General features: G+C 69.3%; 16 protein-coding genes. 8 read left to right on the forward strand and 8 right to left on the reverse strand.

From position 1 onward, the window contains the following. Positions 1 to 2: 2 nt before the first annotated feature. The 6 genes from budA to ACT3S3_RS09150 all read right to left on the reverse strand — a co-directional run bounded on the left by budA (position 3) and on the right by ACT3S3_RS09150 (position 6,383). Positions 3 to 734, reverse strand: coding sequence for an acetolactate decarboxylase (gene budA / locus ACT3S3_RS09125; protein WP_441579872.1), 732 nt, complete (start codon positions 732 to 734; stop codon positions 3 to 5). A 42-nt stretch (positions 735 to 776) separates the two neighbouring features. Next, positions 777 to 1,772, reverse strand: coding sequence for an aldo/keto reductase (locus ACT3S3_RS09130; RefSeq protein ID WP_301441645.1), 996 nt, complete (start codon positions 1,770 to 1,772; stop codon positions 777 to 779). Further along, a complete protein-coding gene (locus ACT3S3_RS09135; RefSeq protein ID WP_301441646.1) occupies positions 1,769 to 2,965 on the reverse strand; it encodes a glycerate kinase in 1,197 nt (398 codons plus the stop codon). The genes ACT3S3_RS09130 and ACT3S3_RS09135 overlap by 4 nt, the downstream gene beginning before the upstream one ends. A 34-nt stretch (positions 2,966 to 2,999) precedes the next feature. Continuing rightward, positions 3,000 to 4,829 (reverse strand): phosphoenolpyruvate carboxykinase (GTP), encoded by a 1,830-nt coding sequence (locus ACT3S3_RS09140; RefSeq protein WP_301441647.1) that lies wholly within the window; start codon positions 4,827 to 4,829, stop codon positions 3,000 to 3,002. Positions 4,830 to 4,902: 73 nt separating this feature from the next. Beyond that, positions 4,903 to 5,457 carry a DUF6802 family protein gene (locus ACT3S3_RS09145; protein WP_444626692.1) on the reverse strand — a complete coding sequence of 185 codons (555 nt, stop codon included), beginning with the start codon at positions 5,455 to 5,457 and terminating at the stop codon, positions 4,903 to 4,905. Next, complete coding sequence (locus ACT3S3_RS09150; RefSeq protein WP_444626694.1) at positions 5,454 to 6,383, reverse strand: hypothetical protein; 930 nt, start codon at positions 6,381 to 6,383, stop codon at positions 5,454 to 5,456. The genes ACT3S3_RS09145 and ACT3S3_RS09150 overlap by 4 nt, the downstream gene beginning before the upstream one ends. A 106-nt stretch (positions 6,384 to 6,489) precedes the next feature. Here ACT3S3_RS09150 and trmB point away from each other — a divergent pair, with 106 nt between their 5' ends. Genes trmB through ACT3S3_RS09175 form a run of 5 tightly spaced genes read left to right on the forward strand, consistent with a single transcriptional unit; the run spans position 6,490 to position 12,189 of the window. Continuing rightward, positions 6,490 to 7,275 carry a tRNA (guanosine(46)-N7)-methyltransferase TrmB gene (gene trmB, locus ACT3S3_RS09155; protein WP_301441650.1) on the forward strand — a complete coding sequence of 262 codons (786 nt, stop codon included), beginning with the start codon at positions 6,490 to 6,492 and terminating at the stop codon, positions 7,273 to 7,275. Further along, positions 7,272 to 7,937, forward strand: coding sequence for an NYN domain-containing protein (locus ACT3S3_RS09160; RefSeq protein ID WP_301441651.1), 666 nt, complete (start codon positions 7,272 to 7,274; stop codon positions 7,935 to 7,937). Before trmB ends, ACT3S3_RS09160 begins: the two co-directional genes overlap by 4 nt. 15 nt (positions 7,938 to 7,952) lie before the next feature. Beyond that, positions 7,953 to 10,430, forward strand: a complete 2,478-nt coding sequence (locus ACT3S3_RS09165) for an MMPL family transporter (RefSeq protein ID WP_444626696.1) — start codon at positions 7,953 to 7,955, stop codon at positions 10,428 to 10,430. 6 nt (positions 10,431 to 10,436) lie between these two features. Then, positions 10,437 to 11,732 (forward strand): lysylphosphatidylglycerol synthase transmembrane domain-containing protein, encoded by a 1,296-nt coding sequence (locus ACT3S3_RS09170; RefSeq protein ID WP_444626698.1) that lies wholly within the window; start codon positions 10,437 to 10,439, stop codon positions 11,730 to 11,732. Positions 11,733 to 11,769: 37 nt separating this feature from the next. Continuing rightward, positions 11,770 to 12,189, forward strand: a complete 420-nt coding sequence (locus ACT3S3_RS09175; protein ID WP_301441654.1) for a DUF3054 domain-containing protein — start codon at positions 11,770 to 11,772, stop codon at positions 12,187 to 12,189. On the opposite strand, the gene ACT3S3_RS09180 is transcribed toward ACT3S3_RS09175, so the two are convergent. Continuing rightward, on the reverse strand, positions 12,164 to 13,063 hold the full coding sequence (locus tag ACT3S3_RS09180; protein WP_301441655.1) for a LysR family transcriptional regulator: 900 nt from the start codon (positions 13,061 to 13,063) through the stop codon (positions 12,164 to 12,166). The genes ACT3S3_RS09175 and ACT3S3_RS09180 overlap by 26 nt on opposite strands. A 120-nt stretch (positions 13,064 to 13,183) precedes the next feature. On the opposite strand from ACT3S3_RS09180, the gene ACT3S3_RS09185 reads away from it, so the two are divergent. From ACT3S3_RS09185 to ACT3S3_RS09195, 3 genes are all read left to right on the forward strand, one after another. Then, a complete protein-coding gene (locus tag ACT3S3_RS09185; protein ID WP_441579733.1) occupies positions 13,184 to 14,413 on the forward strand; it encodes an MFS transporter in 1,230 nt (409 codons plus the stop codon). Positions 14,414 to 14,542: 129 nt separating this feature from the next. Then, a complete protein-coding gene (locus ACT3S3_RS09190) occupies positions 14,543 to 15,112 on the forward strand; it encodes a DUF6230 family protein (RefSeq protein WP_301441657.1) in 570 nt (189 codons plus the stop codon). Then, positions 15,112 to 16,560, forward strand: coding sequence for a DUF6114 domain-containing protein (locus ACT3S3_RS09195; RefSeq protein ID WP_444626700.1), 1,449 nt, complete (start codon positions 15,112 to 15,114; stop codon positions 16,558 to 16,560). The genes ACT3S3_RS09190 and ACT3S3_RS09195 overlap by 1 nt, the downstream gene beginning before the upstream one ends. A gap of 105 nt (positions 16,561 to 16,665) precedes the next feature. Here the strand turns inward: ACT3S3_RS09195 and ACT3S3_RS09200 are convergent, their stop codons facing one another. After that, entirely contained in the window at positions 16,666 to 18,282 is a 1,617-nt protein-coding gene (locus ACT3S3_RS09200; protein ID WP_301441659.1) for an acyl-CoA carboxylase subunit beta, read from the reverse strand. Between the last annotated feature and the right edge of the window lie 2 nt (positions 18,283 to 18,284).

The following is an 18,284-nucleotide window of genomic DNA, read 5'->3' on the forward strand; positions in this document are numbered from 1 at the left end:
GCTCAGTCCTTGACCTCGGTGGCGTGCAGTTGCTCGTCGAGGTCCTCCGGGTCGAGGTTCGCCTCGGAGAACGTCGAGTTCAGCGGCAGCCGCAGGTCCAGGTCGGTGCCCGGGCACAGTTCGATCTTGCCCTCGGCGAGGGTGAAGTCCAGGACGTGCCCGCCGACGGTGCGGCCGTCGTCGATGAAGTGCACGTGGCACCCCGGTACCGAGATGCCCTTCTCGAACACCGGCGTACGGAAACCGGCGATGACCCCGGAGACGTCGGTGAAGTGCTGTTCGGCGTCGTCGCCGACGGCCTGCGTCATCGGCGGGTACGGCTTCGACTGACGCACCACGGTGCGGGTCGTGACGTCGCTGAAGCGTCCGGTGATGCGCACGGCGTACATGTAGTTCGCCGAGGGGGTCATCTCGTCGATGAAGTCGGAGAGCTCGGAGCGCCGGATGTTCTCCGGTGCCCGACGCCGGATCCGCGGCACGAAGTTCGTCGCTACCGCGTAGGGGCTGCGTGCCTCCAGGTCGGCGCGGGTGGCGCTGCCGTCGTGTCGCAGCTGGTAGCAGGTGCCGTCGATGATGACCATCTCCCCGTCCAGGGCGTCGAACGTGCCCAGGCCGAAATTGCCCTTGCCGAGCAGCTCGCCGACGGTCATCTCACCGTCGTAGATGCCGTCGAGCAGGGCGGTCATCAGGGAGTTCTGGAAGATGGTGTGCCGGGTGACGGGGCGGTCAGTCATGCCACCCAGGGTAACCGTCACCCGCCCTACACGGCAGGACCGTCACCAGGCGTAGGACATCGGGGCCTCCCCCGGGCCGGGCCAGATGCGGTCCAGCTCGTCCAGCGTGGCCTGGTCCAGGGTCACGCCCAGCGCATCGACCGCGGCGTCGAGGTGAGCGACCGTACGCGACCCGGCGATCAGGGTGGACACCGCTGGCTGGTGCAGCAACCAGGCCTGCGCGACCTCTGCCGGGGTGTGGCCGAGTCGTGCGCACAGTGCCTCGTAGGCCTCGAGCTGCCCGGCGAGCGCACCATATTGCTCACCGAGGGCACCGCGACGCTCGGTGTGCTCGCCGTCCTTCGGCCGGCCGGCCAGCAGCCCCGCGTCCAACGGGCTCCACGGGATGAGGCCAACTCCGAAGTACTGCAACGCCGGGATGAGCTCCTGCTCGACCGCGCGGTTCGCCAGGTTGTAGATGCTCTGCTCGGAGACCAGCCCCATGAAATTGCGCTGACGGGCGGTCATCTGGGCGGTGGCGACGTCCCAGCCCGCGTAGTTGCTCGAGCCGACGTAGGTGATCTTCCCTTCGGCCACGAGCTGTTCCATGGCCTGCCAGATCTCCTCGAACGGGGTCGCCCGGTCGACGTGGTGCATCTGGTAGACGTCGATGTGGTCGGTCTTCAGTCGCCGCAGGCTCGCCTCGCAGGCGCGTTTGAGGTGGTAGGCCGACAGGCGACGGTCGTTGGGCCCCAGCCCCATCGGCTGGTAGGCCTTGGTGGCCAGCACGATGTCGTCACGCCTGCCGGACCTGGCCAACCAGTTGCCGACGATCTCCTCGGAGGTCCCGTAGCCCTGCGCCATGTCCGGCGACTGGGGACCGCCGTAGACGTCGGCGGAGTCGAAGAAGTTCACGCCGCGCTCCACGGCGCGGTCCATGATGCCGAAGGCGTCGTCCTGGCCGGTGGCGTCGCCGAAGTTCATCGTTCCCAGCCCGATCCTGCTGACGAGGAGTCCGGACCGGCCGAGGTGTGCGTACTGCATAGTCGTGTCGCTCATGGTCCCGACGATACGTACGTGCACCCGATCTCCGCCCCGATGCGTTCCAGGATCGGCAGCGGGTTGCGCATGCACTCCGCCACGTCCGGTTCGTGGTCGGTGAGGGCGTGGATGGCGGTGAAGAGACCACCGTCGTCGGACGCCGCGAGCCGGTTCTCCCCGCACACCGCGATGACAGGAACGCCTTGATCCCCGTGGACACGGTGGTCACGGTGGCCACGGGCGCGTTCGGCGACACCGGCCGGCGCCTTCCCGCTGAGCGTCTGGGAGTCGATGCGCCCCTCCCCGGTGACGACCAGGTCAGCCCGTCCCAGGGCGTCGGCGAACCCGGTCTCCTCGAGGATCAGCTCGACCCCGGAGCGCATCTGCGCGCCCGCCAGCGCCATGGCCATGAACCCGAGCCCACCGGCGGCGCCGGCGCCGGGGCGTCCCGCCACGTAGGACGTCCCGAGCGCGTCCTCGACGACGGTGGCGAAGTGCGCCAACGCCGCGTCCACGTCGGCGACGTCGCCTGCGGCGATGCCTTTCTGCGGTCCGTAGACCGCGGCCGCACCGTCCGGCCCGCACAGCGGGTTGCGCACGTCCGAGGCGATCACGACCTCGACCTGTGCCAGGCGCGGGTCGAGGTGGCTGAGGTCCACGACCCGGACGTCACCGAGGTCGGCCACGGAGTCCACGCTGGAGCAGTTCACGCCGGGGAACTCCACGCCGAGGGCACGGGCCATGCCGAAGCCGGCGTCGGTGGTGGCGCTGCCGCCGAGGCCGAGGATGATGCGCCGGGCGCCGTCGTCGAGGGCAGCGCGCACGAGCTCGCCGACGCCCCAGGAACCGGCGGCCCGGGCGTCCTGCGCCGAGGGGGTCGCGCCGCCGGGCGAGACCATGTCCAGCCCGCAGGCGCGGGCGACCTCGATCACGGCGGTGGGGACGGCAGGCGCTGAAGACTCGGTTGTGTCGGTACCCAGCGCGTACTCGGCGTCCACCGGCCTCCCGCCGGAGTCGCGTACGCGGGCGGTGCGGCGACGGAAGCCGAGGTCGTCGAATACCTCGAGTGTGCCGTCACCGCCGTCGGCAAGGGGCCTGATCAGCACGCGGCAGCCGGTGGACTCCAGTCCGCGGCCCAGTGCGGAGGCCACCGCGCGCGACGACGCCGACCCCTTGAACTTGTCGCAACAGATCAGGACGGTCGGCGTCATCGGTTATCCGGGGGTACGGCCGGAACAGGAGTGGTTAGGCCTTGGCCTTGGCGTCCTGCACGCGCTGCTTCAGGGCGCTGAACTGCTCCCAGACCTCCTCGGGGACCTTCGGGCCCAGGAAGGTGAGGTACTCGGCGTTGTCCTCGATGTCGCTGGCCCACTGCTCCGGCGGTGCGGTCAGGGAGGTGCGGATGTCCTCCTCGGGCTCGGTGACACCGTCGAGGTCCAGGTCCTCGTAGCGGGCGGTGTGGCCGACCACGGTCTCGTCGGCGCCGACCTGCCCCTCGATGCGCTCCACGATCCACTTGAGCACGCGGCTGTTCTCGCCGAAGCCGGGCCACAGGAAGCGGCCGTCGTCGCCGCGGCGGAACCAGTTGACCAGGAAGACGTCCGGCATCTTGTCGCCGCCGCGCTTGCCCATGTCGATCCAGTGCTGCAGGTACTCACCGGCGTTGTAGCCGATGAAGGGCAGCATGGCCATCGGGTCGTGGCGCAGGGTGCCCACGGCACCTTCCTGGGCGGCGGTCTGGCCGGAGGCCATCAGCGCGCCGACCATGGTCGCGTGCTCCCAGTCGTAGGTCTGGGAGACCAGCGGCACGGTGTCGGCACGGCGACCACCGAACAGGATGGCGTCGACCTTCACGCCCTTCCAGTCGTCGAACTCCGGTGCGGCGACCGGGCACTGGGCCAGCGGCACGCAGTAGCGGGAGTTCGGGTGCGCGGCCTTCTCGTCGGACTCGGGCGTCCAGTCGTTGCCCTTCCAGTCGATGAGGTGGCCGGGGGTCTCCCCGCCGATGCCCTCCCACCACACGTCGCCGTCGTCGGTGAGCGCGACGTTGGTGAACAGGGTGTTGCCGGCCTCCATGGTCTCCATGGCGATCGGGTTGGAGCCGTAGCTGGTGCCCGGGGCCACGCCGAAGAAGCCGTTCTCCGGGTTCACGGCGTAGAGGTGGCCGTCCTCGCCGAACTTCAGCCAGGCGATGTCGTCGCCGACGACCTGGGCCTTCCAGCCCGGCACGGTCGGGGTGATCATCGCCAGGTTGGTCTTGCCGCAGGCGGACGGGAAGGCGCCGAGGATGTGGTAGTCCTTGCCCTCCGGGCTGGTCAGCTTCAGGATGAGCATGTGCTCGGCGAGCCAGCCCTCCTCCTTGGCCATGACCGAGGCGATGCGCAGGGCGTAGCACTTCTTGGCCAGGATGGCGTTTCCGCCGTAGCCCGAGCCGAAGGACCAGATCTCCTTGGTGTCGGGGAACTGGGTGATGTACTTGGTGTCGTTGCACGGCCACGGCACGTCCTGCTCGCCGGGCTCCAGCGGGGCGCCGACGGAGTGCAGGCAGCGCACGAAGGCGCCGTCGGTACCGAGCTTGTCCAGGGCCTCCTGGCCCATTCGGGTCATCACACCCATGGACAGCACCACGTAGGCGGAGTCGGTGAGCTGCACGCCGAGCTTGGGCTCGGGGTCGCTGATCGGACCCATGCAGAAGGGCACCACGTACATGGTGCGACCGCGCATGGAACCGGCGAAGTGCTCGGACATCTCCTGCTTCATCGCCGCCGGCGGCGCCCAGTTGTTGGTGGGGCCAGCACCCTCCTGCTTCTCGGAGCAGATGAAGGTACGCGACTCCACGCGGGCGACGTCCGCCGGGTTCGAGCGGGCGAGGAAGCTGTTGGGACGCTTCTCCTCGTTGAGCTTGGTCAGCGTGCCGGCGTCGACGAGCTCACCGGTCAGACGGTCCCACTCCTCGCGGGAGCCGTCGACGAAGACCACGCTCTCCGGCTGGAAGAGTTCGACAGCCTCGGAGATCCAGGCGAGGAGTTCCTCGTGCTGGGTGGGTGGCTGGCCGACGAGCCCGGGGATGGTCATGAAAACTCCTGACGAGATGTGTTTTGAGAACGGTGCGTTCTTGTGTGTCTGGTTAGTTCTGCGTCTCCCCAGACTAACCCCAGTTCCCCCTGTCCACACATTCCCACCCGCGCGGGTCCCACGAACCACGTCCGTTTCCGGGGGTGGACGGGGGGACGTCGTACCACTCGCCGTCCCGTCGCCCCTGCTCCGCGCCGTGTTCGCCCTGTTCCGTGTGTTCTTCACCGAGCATACTCTCCCCGGTACCTTCGCCGTTAGTTGTGATAGAAGACACATTTGCCGATATCTCCGTCACACCCCTCACCCCGGCCATGCAGTCCTGCCGACGCCACGACGACCACCCGCCGTCGAAGGTGACCACCGAGACGGCGTCCACCCGCCCGTCGCCGTCGGTGTCCGAGCAGATCGTCATGCCCGTGTCATCGCTGAGCGTGACGGACTCCTCGACCCCCGCGACCTCCTCCAGCCCGTCGAGCACGTGCGACGCCGGCAGGCCGAAGGTCTCGTCGCCCAGGTCCAGCAGCAGGCCGTCACCGACACCGCCCACCTGAGCGGGGTCGACCGGGTCCAGCCCGGACGCCCCGGGGAACAGGGGGAAGCCGTCCGCCCCGAACTCCCAGCCGCTCATGACACGGCCCCCTTAACCTGGCCCTTAACCTTGCCCGCCACCGTGCCGGCGACGGGCGGGACGACGAGTCGGGCGACCACGTCGGTCACCGTCGCCGCCCAGTGGCGCCGCAACGTCGCCGCCAGGCGCGCCGCCTCACGCTCCCGGCGCGCGGCACGTCCCGCCCACCAGCGTGCCCCGGCGGTCGCACCCGCCACCAGGGCGCCCGCCGCGACGGCGGCGAGCAACGAATCCGTCAGACGCAGGACGCCCGCAGCCGCGGCCACACCCGCGCCGAGTGCCGCGGCCGCGGTCACCAGGCGTCCGGGCACCCCAGACGTAGAGGACGTGCCGGGGCCGCCGGACGCCCCGGCGTCCTGCGGTGGTTCCGCAGGTGCCAGGTGCGGCATGTCCACGCCCTGTTCGAGCACGGTGACGGTGAGCCTCGCACGGAAGCGTGCGTCCAGCTCGCCGGCGCCCACACCGGCGGCCGATCCGTCCCGCACGTCGAGACCGTCCAGCAGGACGGTGGCGGCGCGGTCGGCGGCCAGGCGCACGGCGATGCGCACCCGGTCGAGACGTTCGGCATCGGCACGGCGGGCGTCCGCCTCCCACCGGTCGGCGTCCGCCCACATCCCGTCGAGCACCCCGCTCAGCCGGGCCAGCTGCCCCGGTTCGGCGGCGGAACCGCCCTCCCACGTGCAGTGCACCACGCCGACCTCGTCGGCGAGCGCGTGGGCCGACGCCGGGGCGTAGAGCACGACCACGCCCATCGCGTCGCGCACCGCGCGCAGCACCTCGAGGTCGGCACCGCCAGCACCATCAGCACCGCTGCCACCGTCCGGCGGCACGACCGCCACGACCCCGTCCGCCTGCCCGGGGCCCGCCCCGGCGACGTAGGTGCGCCGGATACTCCCCCCCGGTACGGGCGTCCAGTGCCCTGACACCCGCCGTAACCTGCTCGACGACCCGCGCGTCCGGGCCGATCACAGAAATGACCGTCACACTTCCCCCTAGTTCCCTGTACCGCTGTGTTCTGCCACAATGTGAGGGATGTCTAATACCGATAACCCCCCAGCACCGCGTTCGGGTGGCCGTGGCCGCCCCCTGCAGACAGAGTTTAACGACGGACGCGACTATCCGCGACTGGGTAGCTTCAGTTTCCGGCGCGGAACACTCACCGACAACCAGGAGAACCTCTGGGAGGAGAACTGGCCGTCGTTGGGCATCGAACTCACCGACGACCTCACCGACCCGGTCGACCTCGACGGATGGTTCGGACGCACCGGCCACGACACCATCGTCGAGGTCGGCTCCGGCACGGGAACGTCCACCGCGGCCATGGCCCCGCTGGAAGAGGACACCAACGTCGTCGCCGTGGAGATCTACCGTCCGGGCCTGGCGAAGCTGCTGGGCTCGGTCGTGCGCGGCGACATCGGGAATGTCCGTATGGTCAAGGGCGACGGGGTCGAGGTGCTGCAGCGTCTCTTCGCCCCGGGCAGCCTCGCCGGGGTGCGCATCTTCTTCCCGGACCCGTGGCCGAAGGCGCGGCACCACAAGCGCCGCATCATCCAGACCGGCACGCTGCACCTGATCGCCTCGCGTCTGCGCCCCGGCGGCATCCTGCACGTCGCCACCGACCACGCCGACTACGCCGACTGGATCGACGAGCTCGTCGACGTGGAACCGGACCTGGAGTACCTGGGCTGGCCGCAGGACGAGACGACCCGCGCCGAGGTGGCGCCGGTGCTCACCGACCGCCAGATCATCACCAAGTTCGAGGGCAAGGGCCTGGACAAGGAGCACACCATCCGCGAGTACCTCTGGAAGCGGCGATGAGCGGCGCGCGCTCCGGCAACGCCGAGGCCCTGTCCTACACCGGGCAGGCCGAGCAGACGCCGGTGTACCTGCTGGTCTGGGACGCGCCGAACATCGACATGGGTCTGGGCTCCCTGCTGGGGGGACGCCCCGACGCCGTGCACCGCCCGCGCTTCGACGCGGTGGGCCGCTGGCTCATCGACGAGGCGCGCGACGCGTCCGGCGAGGCCGTGGAACTGACGCCGGAGGCGACGGTGTTCACCAACGTCGCGCCCGGCTCCGCCGAGCAGATCCGCGGCTGGGTGGACGCCCTGCGCAACGTCGGTTTCGCCGTCTTCGCCAAGCCGAAGCTCACCGAGGACTCCGACGTCGACCCGGACATGCTCGAGCACATCCGTCGTCGTCGTGACGAGGGCGTGCTCGACGGTCTGGTCGTGGCCAGCGCCGACGGGCAGAACTTCCGCGAGCTGCTCGAGGAGCTCGCCGGGGAGATCCCGGTGACCGTGCTCGGCTTCCACGAGCACGCCCACTGGGCCGTGGAGAACGAGACCATCGGCTTCCTCGACCTCGAGGACATCCCCGGGGTCTTCCGCGCGCCGTTGCCGCGCGTCAACCTCGACTCCCTGCCGGACGACGGTGCCTGGCTCCAGCCGTACCGCCCACTCTCCGCGTTGGTTCGCTGAAAGGAGCCTTCCTAAGTGTTCACGAGATGGGGCGACTTCGCCTTCCGTTTCCGACGCATCATCCCCGCCGTCATCATCGTGCTGATCGGCGTGCTCTACCTGGGCATCGGCACCCAGCTGGACGACCGGATGAGCCAGGAGGGGTGGGACGACCCGACGAGCGACTCCACCCGCGCCGCGCAGATCGAGCAGGAGACCTTCGGACGCGACGCCTCCGGCGACGTGATCGTGCTCGTCACCAGCGATAGCGCCGATGGCGCCGACCTGACCGATCCGGGCCTGATGGAGAACGTCAGCAGCCAGCTCAACGCCATCGCCGTCGGCAACCAGGACGCCGTGGCCGGGATGACCAGCTACTTCGACACCGGTCAAGAGCAGATGCTCTCCGACGACGGCACCTCCGCCTTCGCCGCGATCAGCCTGCACGGCACCGAGGACGAGGTGCTCGACAACTACCGGGTCATCGAGGACGAGCTGCACCAGATCACCGTGGACGGTGCCACCGTGGAGATCGGCGGGGCCACGGCCGTCGCCGGCGCCCTGGACTCCGGCATGGGCGACGACATCCAGCGCGCCGAGCTGATCGGCCTGCCGGTCGTCGCCCTGCTGCTGCTGGTGATCTTCGGCAGCGTGGTCGCCGCCTGCATGCCGCTGGTCGTGGGCATCCTGTCGATCCTCGGGTCGATGGGCATCCTCTCGGTGCTCGCCGGGGTCACCCAGGTGAACACCTTCTCCCAGTCGGTGGTCACCCTGCTGGGCCTGGGCCTAGCGATCGACTACGGGCTGTTCATGGTCTCGCGTTTCCGTGAGGAGCTCGCCGAGGGCAACGACACACGCACCGCGGTACGCAACACCACCGCCTCGGCGGGCAAGACCGTGGTCTTCTCCGCCCTGATGGTGGCGGTCGCCTTGTCGAGCCTGCTGATGTTCCCGCAGGCCTTCCTGAAGTCGGTGGCCTACGGCGCGATCTCCGCGGTGGGCCTGGCGGCGCTGATCAGCGTGGCGGTGCTGCCCAGCCTGTTCGCGATGCTCGGCCACCGCATCGACAAGTGGACGATCATCCGCCGCGGGCGTACCCGCGAGGCCACGGTGGCGTCGTGGTGGGGCAAGGTCCCGGCGTTCGCGATGAAGCACGCGAAGCTGATGACGGTGGGCATCGTGGCCCTGCTGATCCTGCTGACCATCCCGTTGAGCGGGGTGAAGTTCGGCGGCATCAACGAGACCTACCTCCCGCCGGGCAACGACACCCGCATCGCCCAGTCGCACTTCGACGACAACTTCCCGGAGTTCCGCACCGACCCGGTGAAGCTCGTCGTCGAGGGCGACAACGCCGCCGTCGGCGAGGTCTTCCAGAAGGCCAACGCCATCGAGGGTCTGACCGGCACCTTCCAGGTGTCTCAGCCCACGCAGGACGGGGTGACGGTGCTGTCGGCGGGCATCGCCGACCGCGACGACAACGACCGCATCGTCAACGAGCTGCGCGACATCGCCCACGGCCTCAACGCCGACGGGACCGTGCTCGTCGCCGGCACCCCGGCGATGGAGGTCGAGTCGATCGAGGCGCTGTTCGACAAGCTGCCGTGGATGCTGGTGTACATCATCGCCGCCACGTTCATCCTGCTGTCGCTGGTGTTCGGGTCGGTGATCCTGCCGGCGAAGGCGGTGATCATGAACATCCTCGGCACCGGTGCGACGTTGGGCATCCTGACCGCCCTGTTCGTCGACGGTGTGGGCGCGGACCTGTTCAACTTCTCGCCGGGCCCGCTGATGAGCCCGGTGCTGGTGCTGATCGTGGCGATCATCTACGGACTGTCCACGGACTACGAGGTGTTCCTGGTGTCCAGGATGGTCGAGGCCCGGGCGCACGGGGCCTCGACACCACAGGCGATCAGGTTCGGCACGGCCACGACCGGCGGCATCATCACCGCCGCGGCGTTGATCATGATCGTGGTGGCCGGGGCGTTCGCGTTCTCCGACATCGTGATGATGAAGTACATCGCCTTCGGCATGATCGCCGCGCTCATCATCGACGCCACGGTGATCCGCATGCTGCTGGTGCCCGCGGTGATGTTCCTGCTGCGCGAGGACTGCTGGTGGGCGCCGCGCTGGGTCACGGCCCTGTCGCGCAAGATCGGCCACAACGAGCAACTCGAGGGCTACAGCCCGGAGCAGGCCACTGGACCGACCTCTGGGCCGACCTCTGAGCCGGTCCGCGAACCGGTCACCGTCGGTGCCCCGGAAGAGACGCAGGACGAGGCACAGGACGCAGCGCCGGACGCACGGGGCGCCGTCGTGTCCCGCTCGCCGCTGCCCGCGGCGCGTCCCGCCGGGGTCGAAACGCAGGACGCGACGGACGCGGCGGACGCACCGGACGCCGAGGAGCACGACGAGGCGGCGTCCTACGGTGCGCACGCGACGTCGGACGACGCGGTCCCCTTCAGCGAACTGATGCGGCGCCTGCAGCAGGAACGTCCCGACGACCGGGAGAATTGACCGCCGATGACCTCCGACCCCCAGCCCAGCCGTTTCCGCGACCGGTGGCGCATGATCCTCCAGTGGTTGAAGGATCCGCGCGTCCGGGCGTTGCTCACCCTCATGCTGCTGGGGGCGATCATCTTCCTCGCCCGCGACCACTACCACTTCCTCGAGGAGGGGTGGGCGGCGATGCTGCAGGCCAACAACTGGTACATCCTGGCCGCCGTGGTCGCGATGGGCCTGTCGATGGTCGCGCAGGCCGAGGTGATGGTCGCGCTGCTGCGGCCGGCGGGCGTGCCGGTGAAACGCACCAGCGCCAATGCGCTGGGGCTGTCGGCCAACGCGTGGTCGTCGTCGTTCCCGGGTGGGCCGGCGATCTCGGCGGCGATGATCTTCCGCGAGCAGATGAAGTGGGGTGCGACCCCGGTCATCGCCAGCTGGTACCTGGTGATCTCCGGGGCGTTGTCCGGTGCGGCGATGGCCATCCTGGGCTTCGGTGCGGTGTTCTTCCTGCAGGCCAACGTGCACGTGTTCTCGCTGACGTTCTCCCTGGTCGCGCTGATCGCCCTGCCGCTCGCGGCGAACTGGGTGGCACGCAACCCGGAGAAGGTGCAGGCCGGCCTGCTGGCGGCGATGACCTGGTTCAACGAGAAGCGCCACAAGCCCGCCGACCGGTTCCACGAGCAGATCCGCAGCTTCGCCGACCAGTTGCGGGCCGTGGACCTCTCGCCGAAGTGGCTGGGCTACGCGGTGTTCGTCTCCCTGCTGAACTGGGTGCTGGAGATCGTGTGCCTGTTCCTGTGCATCCTGGCCATCGGCGCCGAACCCAGCGTCGCCGGCGCGGTGCTGGCGTTCATCATGGCCAAGCTCGTGGGCCAGGCGCAGATCACCCCCGGCGGGCTGGGCCCGGTGGACATCACGCTGACCACGATGCTGGTCGGTACCGCGGGGCTGGGGTCCGGGCAGGCGGTGGCCGCGGTCATCGTGTTCCGCATGATCAGTTTCGCGCTGCTCACCCTGGTCGGTTGGCTGGTGTTCCTGTGGACGTTCGTGCGCCCGGAGGAGGCGCAGGACGCCGCGGCGTCCGGGGCGGGCACCGGCGGTGCCGGCGACACGACCGGCTCTGCCGGTTCGGCGGGCGGGGCGTCCGGTACGTCCGACGTCCGGCGCCGCAGTGGCCGGGGCCTGACCTTCCGGCAGATCACCGGCGGCTCGGCGGCTCGACGCCCGCACGACGACCGGGACGGTACGGGGGACGGTACGGACGACGACGGCATCATCGACCGGCTCCCCCGTCATCCGGAGCGTCCGGAGGAGTGACCCCCACGGGCGGTGGTCACGCCCTAGAATGGTCGGTATGACGAAATCCCCCGATGTGTCGTCCGGCCCCGCCGGTCCGTTCTCCGCCACCGCCGGTACCTCGACCACGATGGCGCTGGTCATCGACGCCGTCGCCGTCCTCGTTTTCGCCCTGCTGGGCAGGCTCTCCCACGACTCCGGCTTCTCCATCCTCGGCTGGTTGGGGACGTCCTGGCCGTTCCTGCTCGGACTGGCCGTGGCGTGGGCGCTGGTGCTCACCGGGACCGTGCGTCCCGCCCCCGGCACGGGCCTCGGCGTGCTGATCGTGACGTGGTTCATCGGCATCGTGGTGCGCAGTGTCGTGAACCTGTCGCTGCCGTGGATGTTCCTGCTGACCTCGTTGATCTTCCTGGGGATCCTGATGATCGGGTGGCGTGTGGTCGCCTCCTTCGTCACCCGTCGACAGCCCGCCGCCTGACGAGTTCCAGGAAGCGGGCCACCGGCAGCGTGAGGTTGGTGCCCGCGGCGTCCCACACCACGCCGAGCTCGCGCACCTTGTCCGTGTCCAGGGGGATCACGGACATTCCCTCCATCTGCAGGTTCGGGTCGCCCAGCGGCAGCAGTGCCACGCCGAGCCCCGCGGTGACCAGTCCGGCGACGGTGGTCAGCTCCATGGACTCGAAGACCAGCCGGGGGCGGAATCCGTTGTCGGCGGCCAGCCCGTCGAGCAGCAGGCGGGTGCCGTAGCCCTCCAGCATCGCCACGAAGGGTTCCTCCGCCGCCTCCGCCAGGACGATGGACGCCCGGCCCGCCCACCGGTGGTCCGAGGACACCGCCAGCCCGAGGCGTTGCTCGGCCAGTTCCGTCCAGCCCACCACCCCGGAGGACACGTGGTCGACGGGGCAGGGCCCGACGATCGCCAGGTCCAGGCGCCCGTCCAGCACCTGGTCGACGAGGCCCAGTGCCGCGCCCTGCACCAGTTCGAAGTCGATGCCGGGGTGGGCGGTGCGGAACTCCCTCAGCAGGTCGGGAACCAGCCAGGTGCCCAACGAGTGCATGAAGCCCAGGCGCACCGTTCCCAGTTCCGGGTCGACGAGCCGACGGACCTCGTCGACGCCGGCGCGCCAGGTGTCCCGGGTGTCCACGGCGGCCGCGGCCAGCACGGCGCCGCGGTGGTTGAGCACGAGGTTGCGGCCCCGCCGGTCGAAGAGTTCCACGCCGACGGCGGCCTCGAGCTTGCCCAGACGACGCGACAACGCCGACTGGCTGATGCCGGTCGTCAGGGCGGTGTCGACCATGTTGCCGGTCTCGACGAGGTCGAGGAACCAGTCGAGGTCCACGGGGTCAGCCACGCACGACACCTCCCCTGACGAGCCTGTGACGGCCTGCGCGCCGCCTGATGCATTATTCGGGACAGGTTCGTCATTGTAATGCATTTTGATTGTCAGCGGGAGGTGACCACGATGGGCGGCATGAACGACACAGGCGGCACCGGTGACCCAGACGGCACAGACGGTACAGACACGCGGCTCTCCCCGGGCGACCCCGGCTACCGGCGGGTGATGGTCGCCGCCGCCACCGCCGGACTGGCCAGCTTCAACGCCATGTACCTCACCCAGGCCGTCCTGCCGGCGATCCACGACGGCCTGGGGGTCACCCCCACCACCGCCGCACTGACGGTGTCGGCGACCACCGGCATGCTCGCCGTCGCCGTGATCCCGGTGAGCATCCTGTCCGAACGCGTCGGTCGTCGCCGCGTCCTGCAGGTGTCCGTCCTGGCGGCCACCGCGCTGAGCCTGCTGCTGGCGATCGCCCCCGGCATCGGCATCCTCATCGGCCTACGCGCCCTGCAGGGCCTGGCGGTCGCCGGCGTCCCGGCGGTGATGATGAGCTTCCTGTCCGAGGAGATCCGCCAGGACCACCTGGGCCGGGTGATGGGCCTCTACATCGCCGGCACGACACTCGGCGGGCTGCTCGGACGCCTGGTGCCGTCCGGCGTACTGGAGTTCACCGGATGGCGCGGCGCCGTGCTCGCCGGCGGGCTGGTCGCCTTCGCGCTCGGACTGGTGTGCGTCTGGGCACTGCCGCCGCAGCGCCACTTCACGCCGAAGAAGATCACCCTGCGCCACGAGGTCGCCGCCTTCCGCCGCCACTGGCACGACCGCCGCCTGGTGGCCCTGTTCATCCTGCCGTTCCTGATGATGGGCGCCTTCGTCTCCCTGTACAACTACCTCGGCTTCCGCCTGACCGGCGAGTTCGGCCTCACCGAGGCTCTCGCCGGGGCGGTGTTCCTGCTCTACCTGTCCGGGACGTGGTCCTCGGCGCGGGCCGGGGCGATGGTCGCCAAATACGGGGCGGCACGGGTGCTGGTCGGCGGAGTCACCCTGACCACCGTGGGCCTGTGCCTCGCGCTCGTGCCGAACCTGGTGGTCACCGTCCTCGGCGTGCTGCTGTTCACCGCCGCCTTCTTCACCGTGCACTCCACCGCCTCCACCCTGGTCGGCCAGATCGCCGACCGCGACCGGGCGGAGGCCTCCTCGATCTACGTGATGAGCTACTACCTCGGATCCTCGGTGATCGGGTGGCTCTCGGGCTACTTCTTCCAGATCGGGTGGGTCGCGCTGGTGGTCGCGCTTGTCGCACTACAAATCAGTGCGCTAGTGTTATGCCTGGTCAGCACGTCGGCTACCCGCCGATCGTGACACGCCCCACTACAATTTGCGCATTCTTCACAGAAACAAGTACGACAGCGATACGATGTTGCGAAGTCGGCTTCATATTTACTAACCGAGGGGCGTGGAGAGCGCCACCTCACCAACGGAGGAACGAACATGGGACACATCAAGGGAAAGCGGTTCGCCGGCGTCATGGCGGTCGGCCTCCTGGCCACCGCCGGGGTGGGCGTGGCAATGGCCCAGGGCGGTATCTCCGCCAATCTGGCACTGTCGAACACGATCTTCAACCAGGAGGTCAGCAACCTCGACGCCAGCGGTGTGGCCATCTTCGGCGGCACCGACGACCAGCACGACGGCGCCCAGGGCGTGGCCCGTCTGGTGTTCGACGACGCCACGATCACCGACATGTGCATGACGGCTCCGCTGAACCTGCCCGGCCTGGGCGAGAAGCGCTTCCAGATGCTCGTCCCCGGCGAGAACACCACCGCCGAGCACCTGGTGCTCGGCGCCCCCGGCCTGGTCGGTGGCCTCACGCTGAACAACGCGCAGATCGGTGTGGACGCCAGCCAGCTCGACGACGAGCCTGCCGCCGGCTCCTGGGGCCTGCACGCGGACAGCCTGACCGGTTGGGACCAGGTCATCAAGGCCACCTCGATCAGCGCGGACAAGCTCACCGCCGCAGGTGCCAAGGTGGGTGTCGTGAGCGTTGACGAGGCTGAGTGCTGATGCCTGACGACTCCACCTCGTCCCCGGACAATCCCAGGGACGAGGACACCACCGAGCTCATCGACGCCGTCGACGACAACGCCGTCAACGACAACGCCACCGGCGATTCCGCCGGCGACGCGGCGTCCGGCGACGCTGCCGGTGCCACCGCGTCCGACGATGCGTCCCGCTCGGAGAAGCTCGAGAAGCAGAACCGGCGCTTCACCCGTTGGCGCAAGCAGCGCCCGTTCGGTGCCGGCCTGCTGATGATCCTGGCCGGCATCGCGATCATGGCTCCGGCCTACCTGTCTCTGGAGATCTCCAACATCCAGATCCAGATCTCCACCATGGGCGGGGTCTCCACCCTGGTCATCGGCAACCTGCTGATCACCTGCGGACTGATGTGCTGGTTCCGTGGTGAAGGGCGTGTGATCGCCGGCGTCGCCGCGATGATCCTCTCGGTCCTGTCCCTGTGGCAGACGAACTTCGGCGGGCTCATCATCGGCCTGATCCTCGGCCTCGTCGGCGGTGCCCTGGCCCTGGCCTGGGACCCGCAGTCCCGCGAGGACGCCAAGGACGAGAAGCGCCAGAAGAAGGAGGCCAAGCAGGCCCGGAAAGCAGAGAAGTCAGGGAAAGGAGCCGCGAACGCGAAGCCGGTGATCGCCGTGCTCGCCGCGCTCGCCGTCGGTGTCGGCATCCAGACGCCCGACGCCCGCGCCCAGATCCCCGGCCTGCCGGACATCCAGCTGCCGGACCTGCAGATCCCCGGCCAGACCGGCAACGGCGACGGAGACACCGACGGGGAGACCAACAACTCCCCCGCCCTGCCGAACCTTCCGGAGCTTCCCGAGGTCCCCGACCTCAACCTCCCCGAGCTCACCCTGCCGGACGGCAACCAGCTGCAGGACGGCATCGACGGCTCCCTGGAGTCCCTCGGGGTGGAGATCCCGGGGCTGAACGTGGCACCGCCGGAGCCGGTGGCGAACATGCGGCCACCGTACGGCGACACCTTCACCATCAAGACCGACAACGCGACGATGACACCGGGCATGAAGCTGTCCTACGTCACCATCGACACGGTGCAGGGGCCGAAGAAGGCGATCCGTATCGACGCCGACCAGGCTGTCATGGAGAACCTGCGCGTGCAGTTCCCCAACTCCCTGGGCCCCGACCTGCTGGACGACACCAAGGGGAACACCAGCACCCTGACCGGCAACTTCCACATCTTCGTGCAGGAACTGACGATGACGCTGGAGCTGCTCGGCGTGGACACGATGATCCCGATCACCATCAACGCGGACTGGGCCCCCGACGACATCGCCGCGGAGCTCTCCAAGATCGGTCTGGGCCTGCCGGACCTGCTCTCCGAACAGACCCGCGTGCTCGACGTGCGACTGGAGACCTACCAGGTCATGGCGGACAAGATGGACTTCCCCGTCACCGACATCGGCCCCTGGCACGAGAACTGATCCCCCGCAGGGGTACCAAGTTGGGCCTGGGAGCGTTGAGTTGGCCAACTCAACGCCCCTAGGCCCAACTTGGTACCCGGGGGGACGACACCGGGCACGCGAGGATCACATCGGCATGATCGTGTGCTTCTTCTCCGGCTCGAGCACCTGCTTGTCGCGCAGCAACCGCAGCGACTGGCGCAACCGCAGGCGCGTCTGCGCCGGGTCGATGATCTCGTCGACGTAGCCACGCTCCGCCGCCACGTACGGGCTGGTCATGTTGGCGTTGTAGAAGTCCATGAACATCTTCTTCGCCATCGGGCGCTGCTCCTCCGGCATGGCGGCGAGCTGACGGCCCTGGATCATCACCGCGGCGCCCTCGGCACCCATCACGGCGATCTGCGCGGTCGGCCACGCCAGGTTCACGTCGGCACCGAGGTTCTTCGAGCCCATCACCGCGTAGCCGCCGCCGAAGGCCTTGCGCACCACCACGGTCACCTTCGGGACCGTGGCCTCCACCATCGCGAAGCCCAGCCGGGCGCCACGGTGGATCAGCCCCAGCTTCTCCTGCTCGGCGCCCGGCAGGTAGCCCGGGGTGTCGACCACGAAGACCAGGGGGATGTTGTAGGCGTCGCAGATGCGGATGAACCGTGCCGCCTTGTCCGCCGCCTCGGCGTCCAGGCAGCCGGCCAGCGACATCGGCTGGTTGGCGACCACGCCGACCGGGCGGCCGTCGATGCGGGCGTAGGCGGTGATCACGTTCTGCCCGTAGTCCGGCTGGACCTCCAGCACGTCCTCGTCGTCGAAGATGCGGCTGAGCACCTCCATCATGTCGTAGCCGGAGTTCGGATCGTCCGGGATGAGGTCGACGAGCTCGGCGTCGCGCTCGCTCGGTGCGTCCGACGGGGCAGGCACCTGCGGCGTCGCCTCGAAGGCGCTGCTGGGCAGGTGGGCGAGCAGTTCGCGGACGTAACCGAAGGCGTCGTCCTCGTCGCTGCCGACGTAGCTGATGTTGCCGTTGGCGGCCTGCACGCGGGCGCCGCCGAGGTCCTGCATGCTGATCTTCTCGCCGGTCACCGACTCGATGATCTGCGGGCCGGTGACGAACATCGTCGTCTGGTCCTCCACGGCCACCAGGAAGTCGGTGGTCGCCGGGGCGTACACCGCGCCACCGGCACAGTTGCCCAGCAGGATCGAGATCTGCGGCGACTGGCCGGACAGCGGCAGCTGACGCCGGGAGAGCTCGGAGTACATCGCCAGGGACATCACGGCGTCCTGGATGCGGGCTCCGCCGGAGTCGTTGATGCCGATGACCGGGCAGCCGATGCGGGTGGCCATGTCCATGACCTCGCAGACCTTCTTGCCGAAGGTCTCGCCCACCGAGCCGCCGTAGACGGTCTTGTCGTGGGCGTAGACGGCGACGGGACGCCCGTCGACCCGGCCGTAGCCGGTGACCACGCCGTCACCGTAGGGCGCGTCCGGCACACCCGGGGTGCGCCCCAGGGCTCCGATCTCGGTGAACGACCCCTCGTCGAGCAGCGCGTCGATGCGCTGGCGCGGGGTGGTGCGTCCTTCCTCGTCGCGTTTCTGGCGTGCACGCTCGCTGCCCGGGTCCTGCGCCTCCTCGAGGCGGGAGTGCAGGTCGTCCAGCTTCTCGGCGGTGGACCTGCCGGTTCCCGGTGCGGTGCGTTGCGCGGCGACGTCCGCGTCGCCGAACCAGGGGTCTTCGGGTGTTCCTGTCATGG

The organism is Corynebacterium sp. AOP40-4SA-5, assembly GCF_052377355.1.
In the GTDB taxonomy this organism is placed as follows: Bacteria; Actinomycetota; Actinomycetes; order Mycobacteriales; family Mycobacteriaceae; genus Corynebacterium.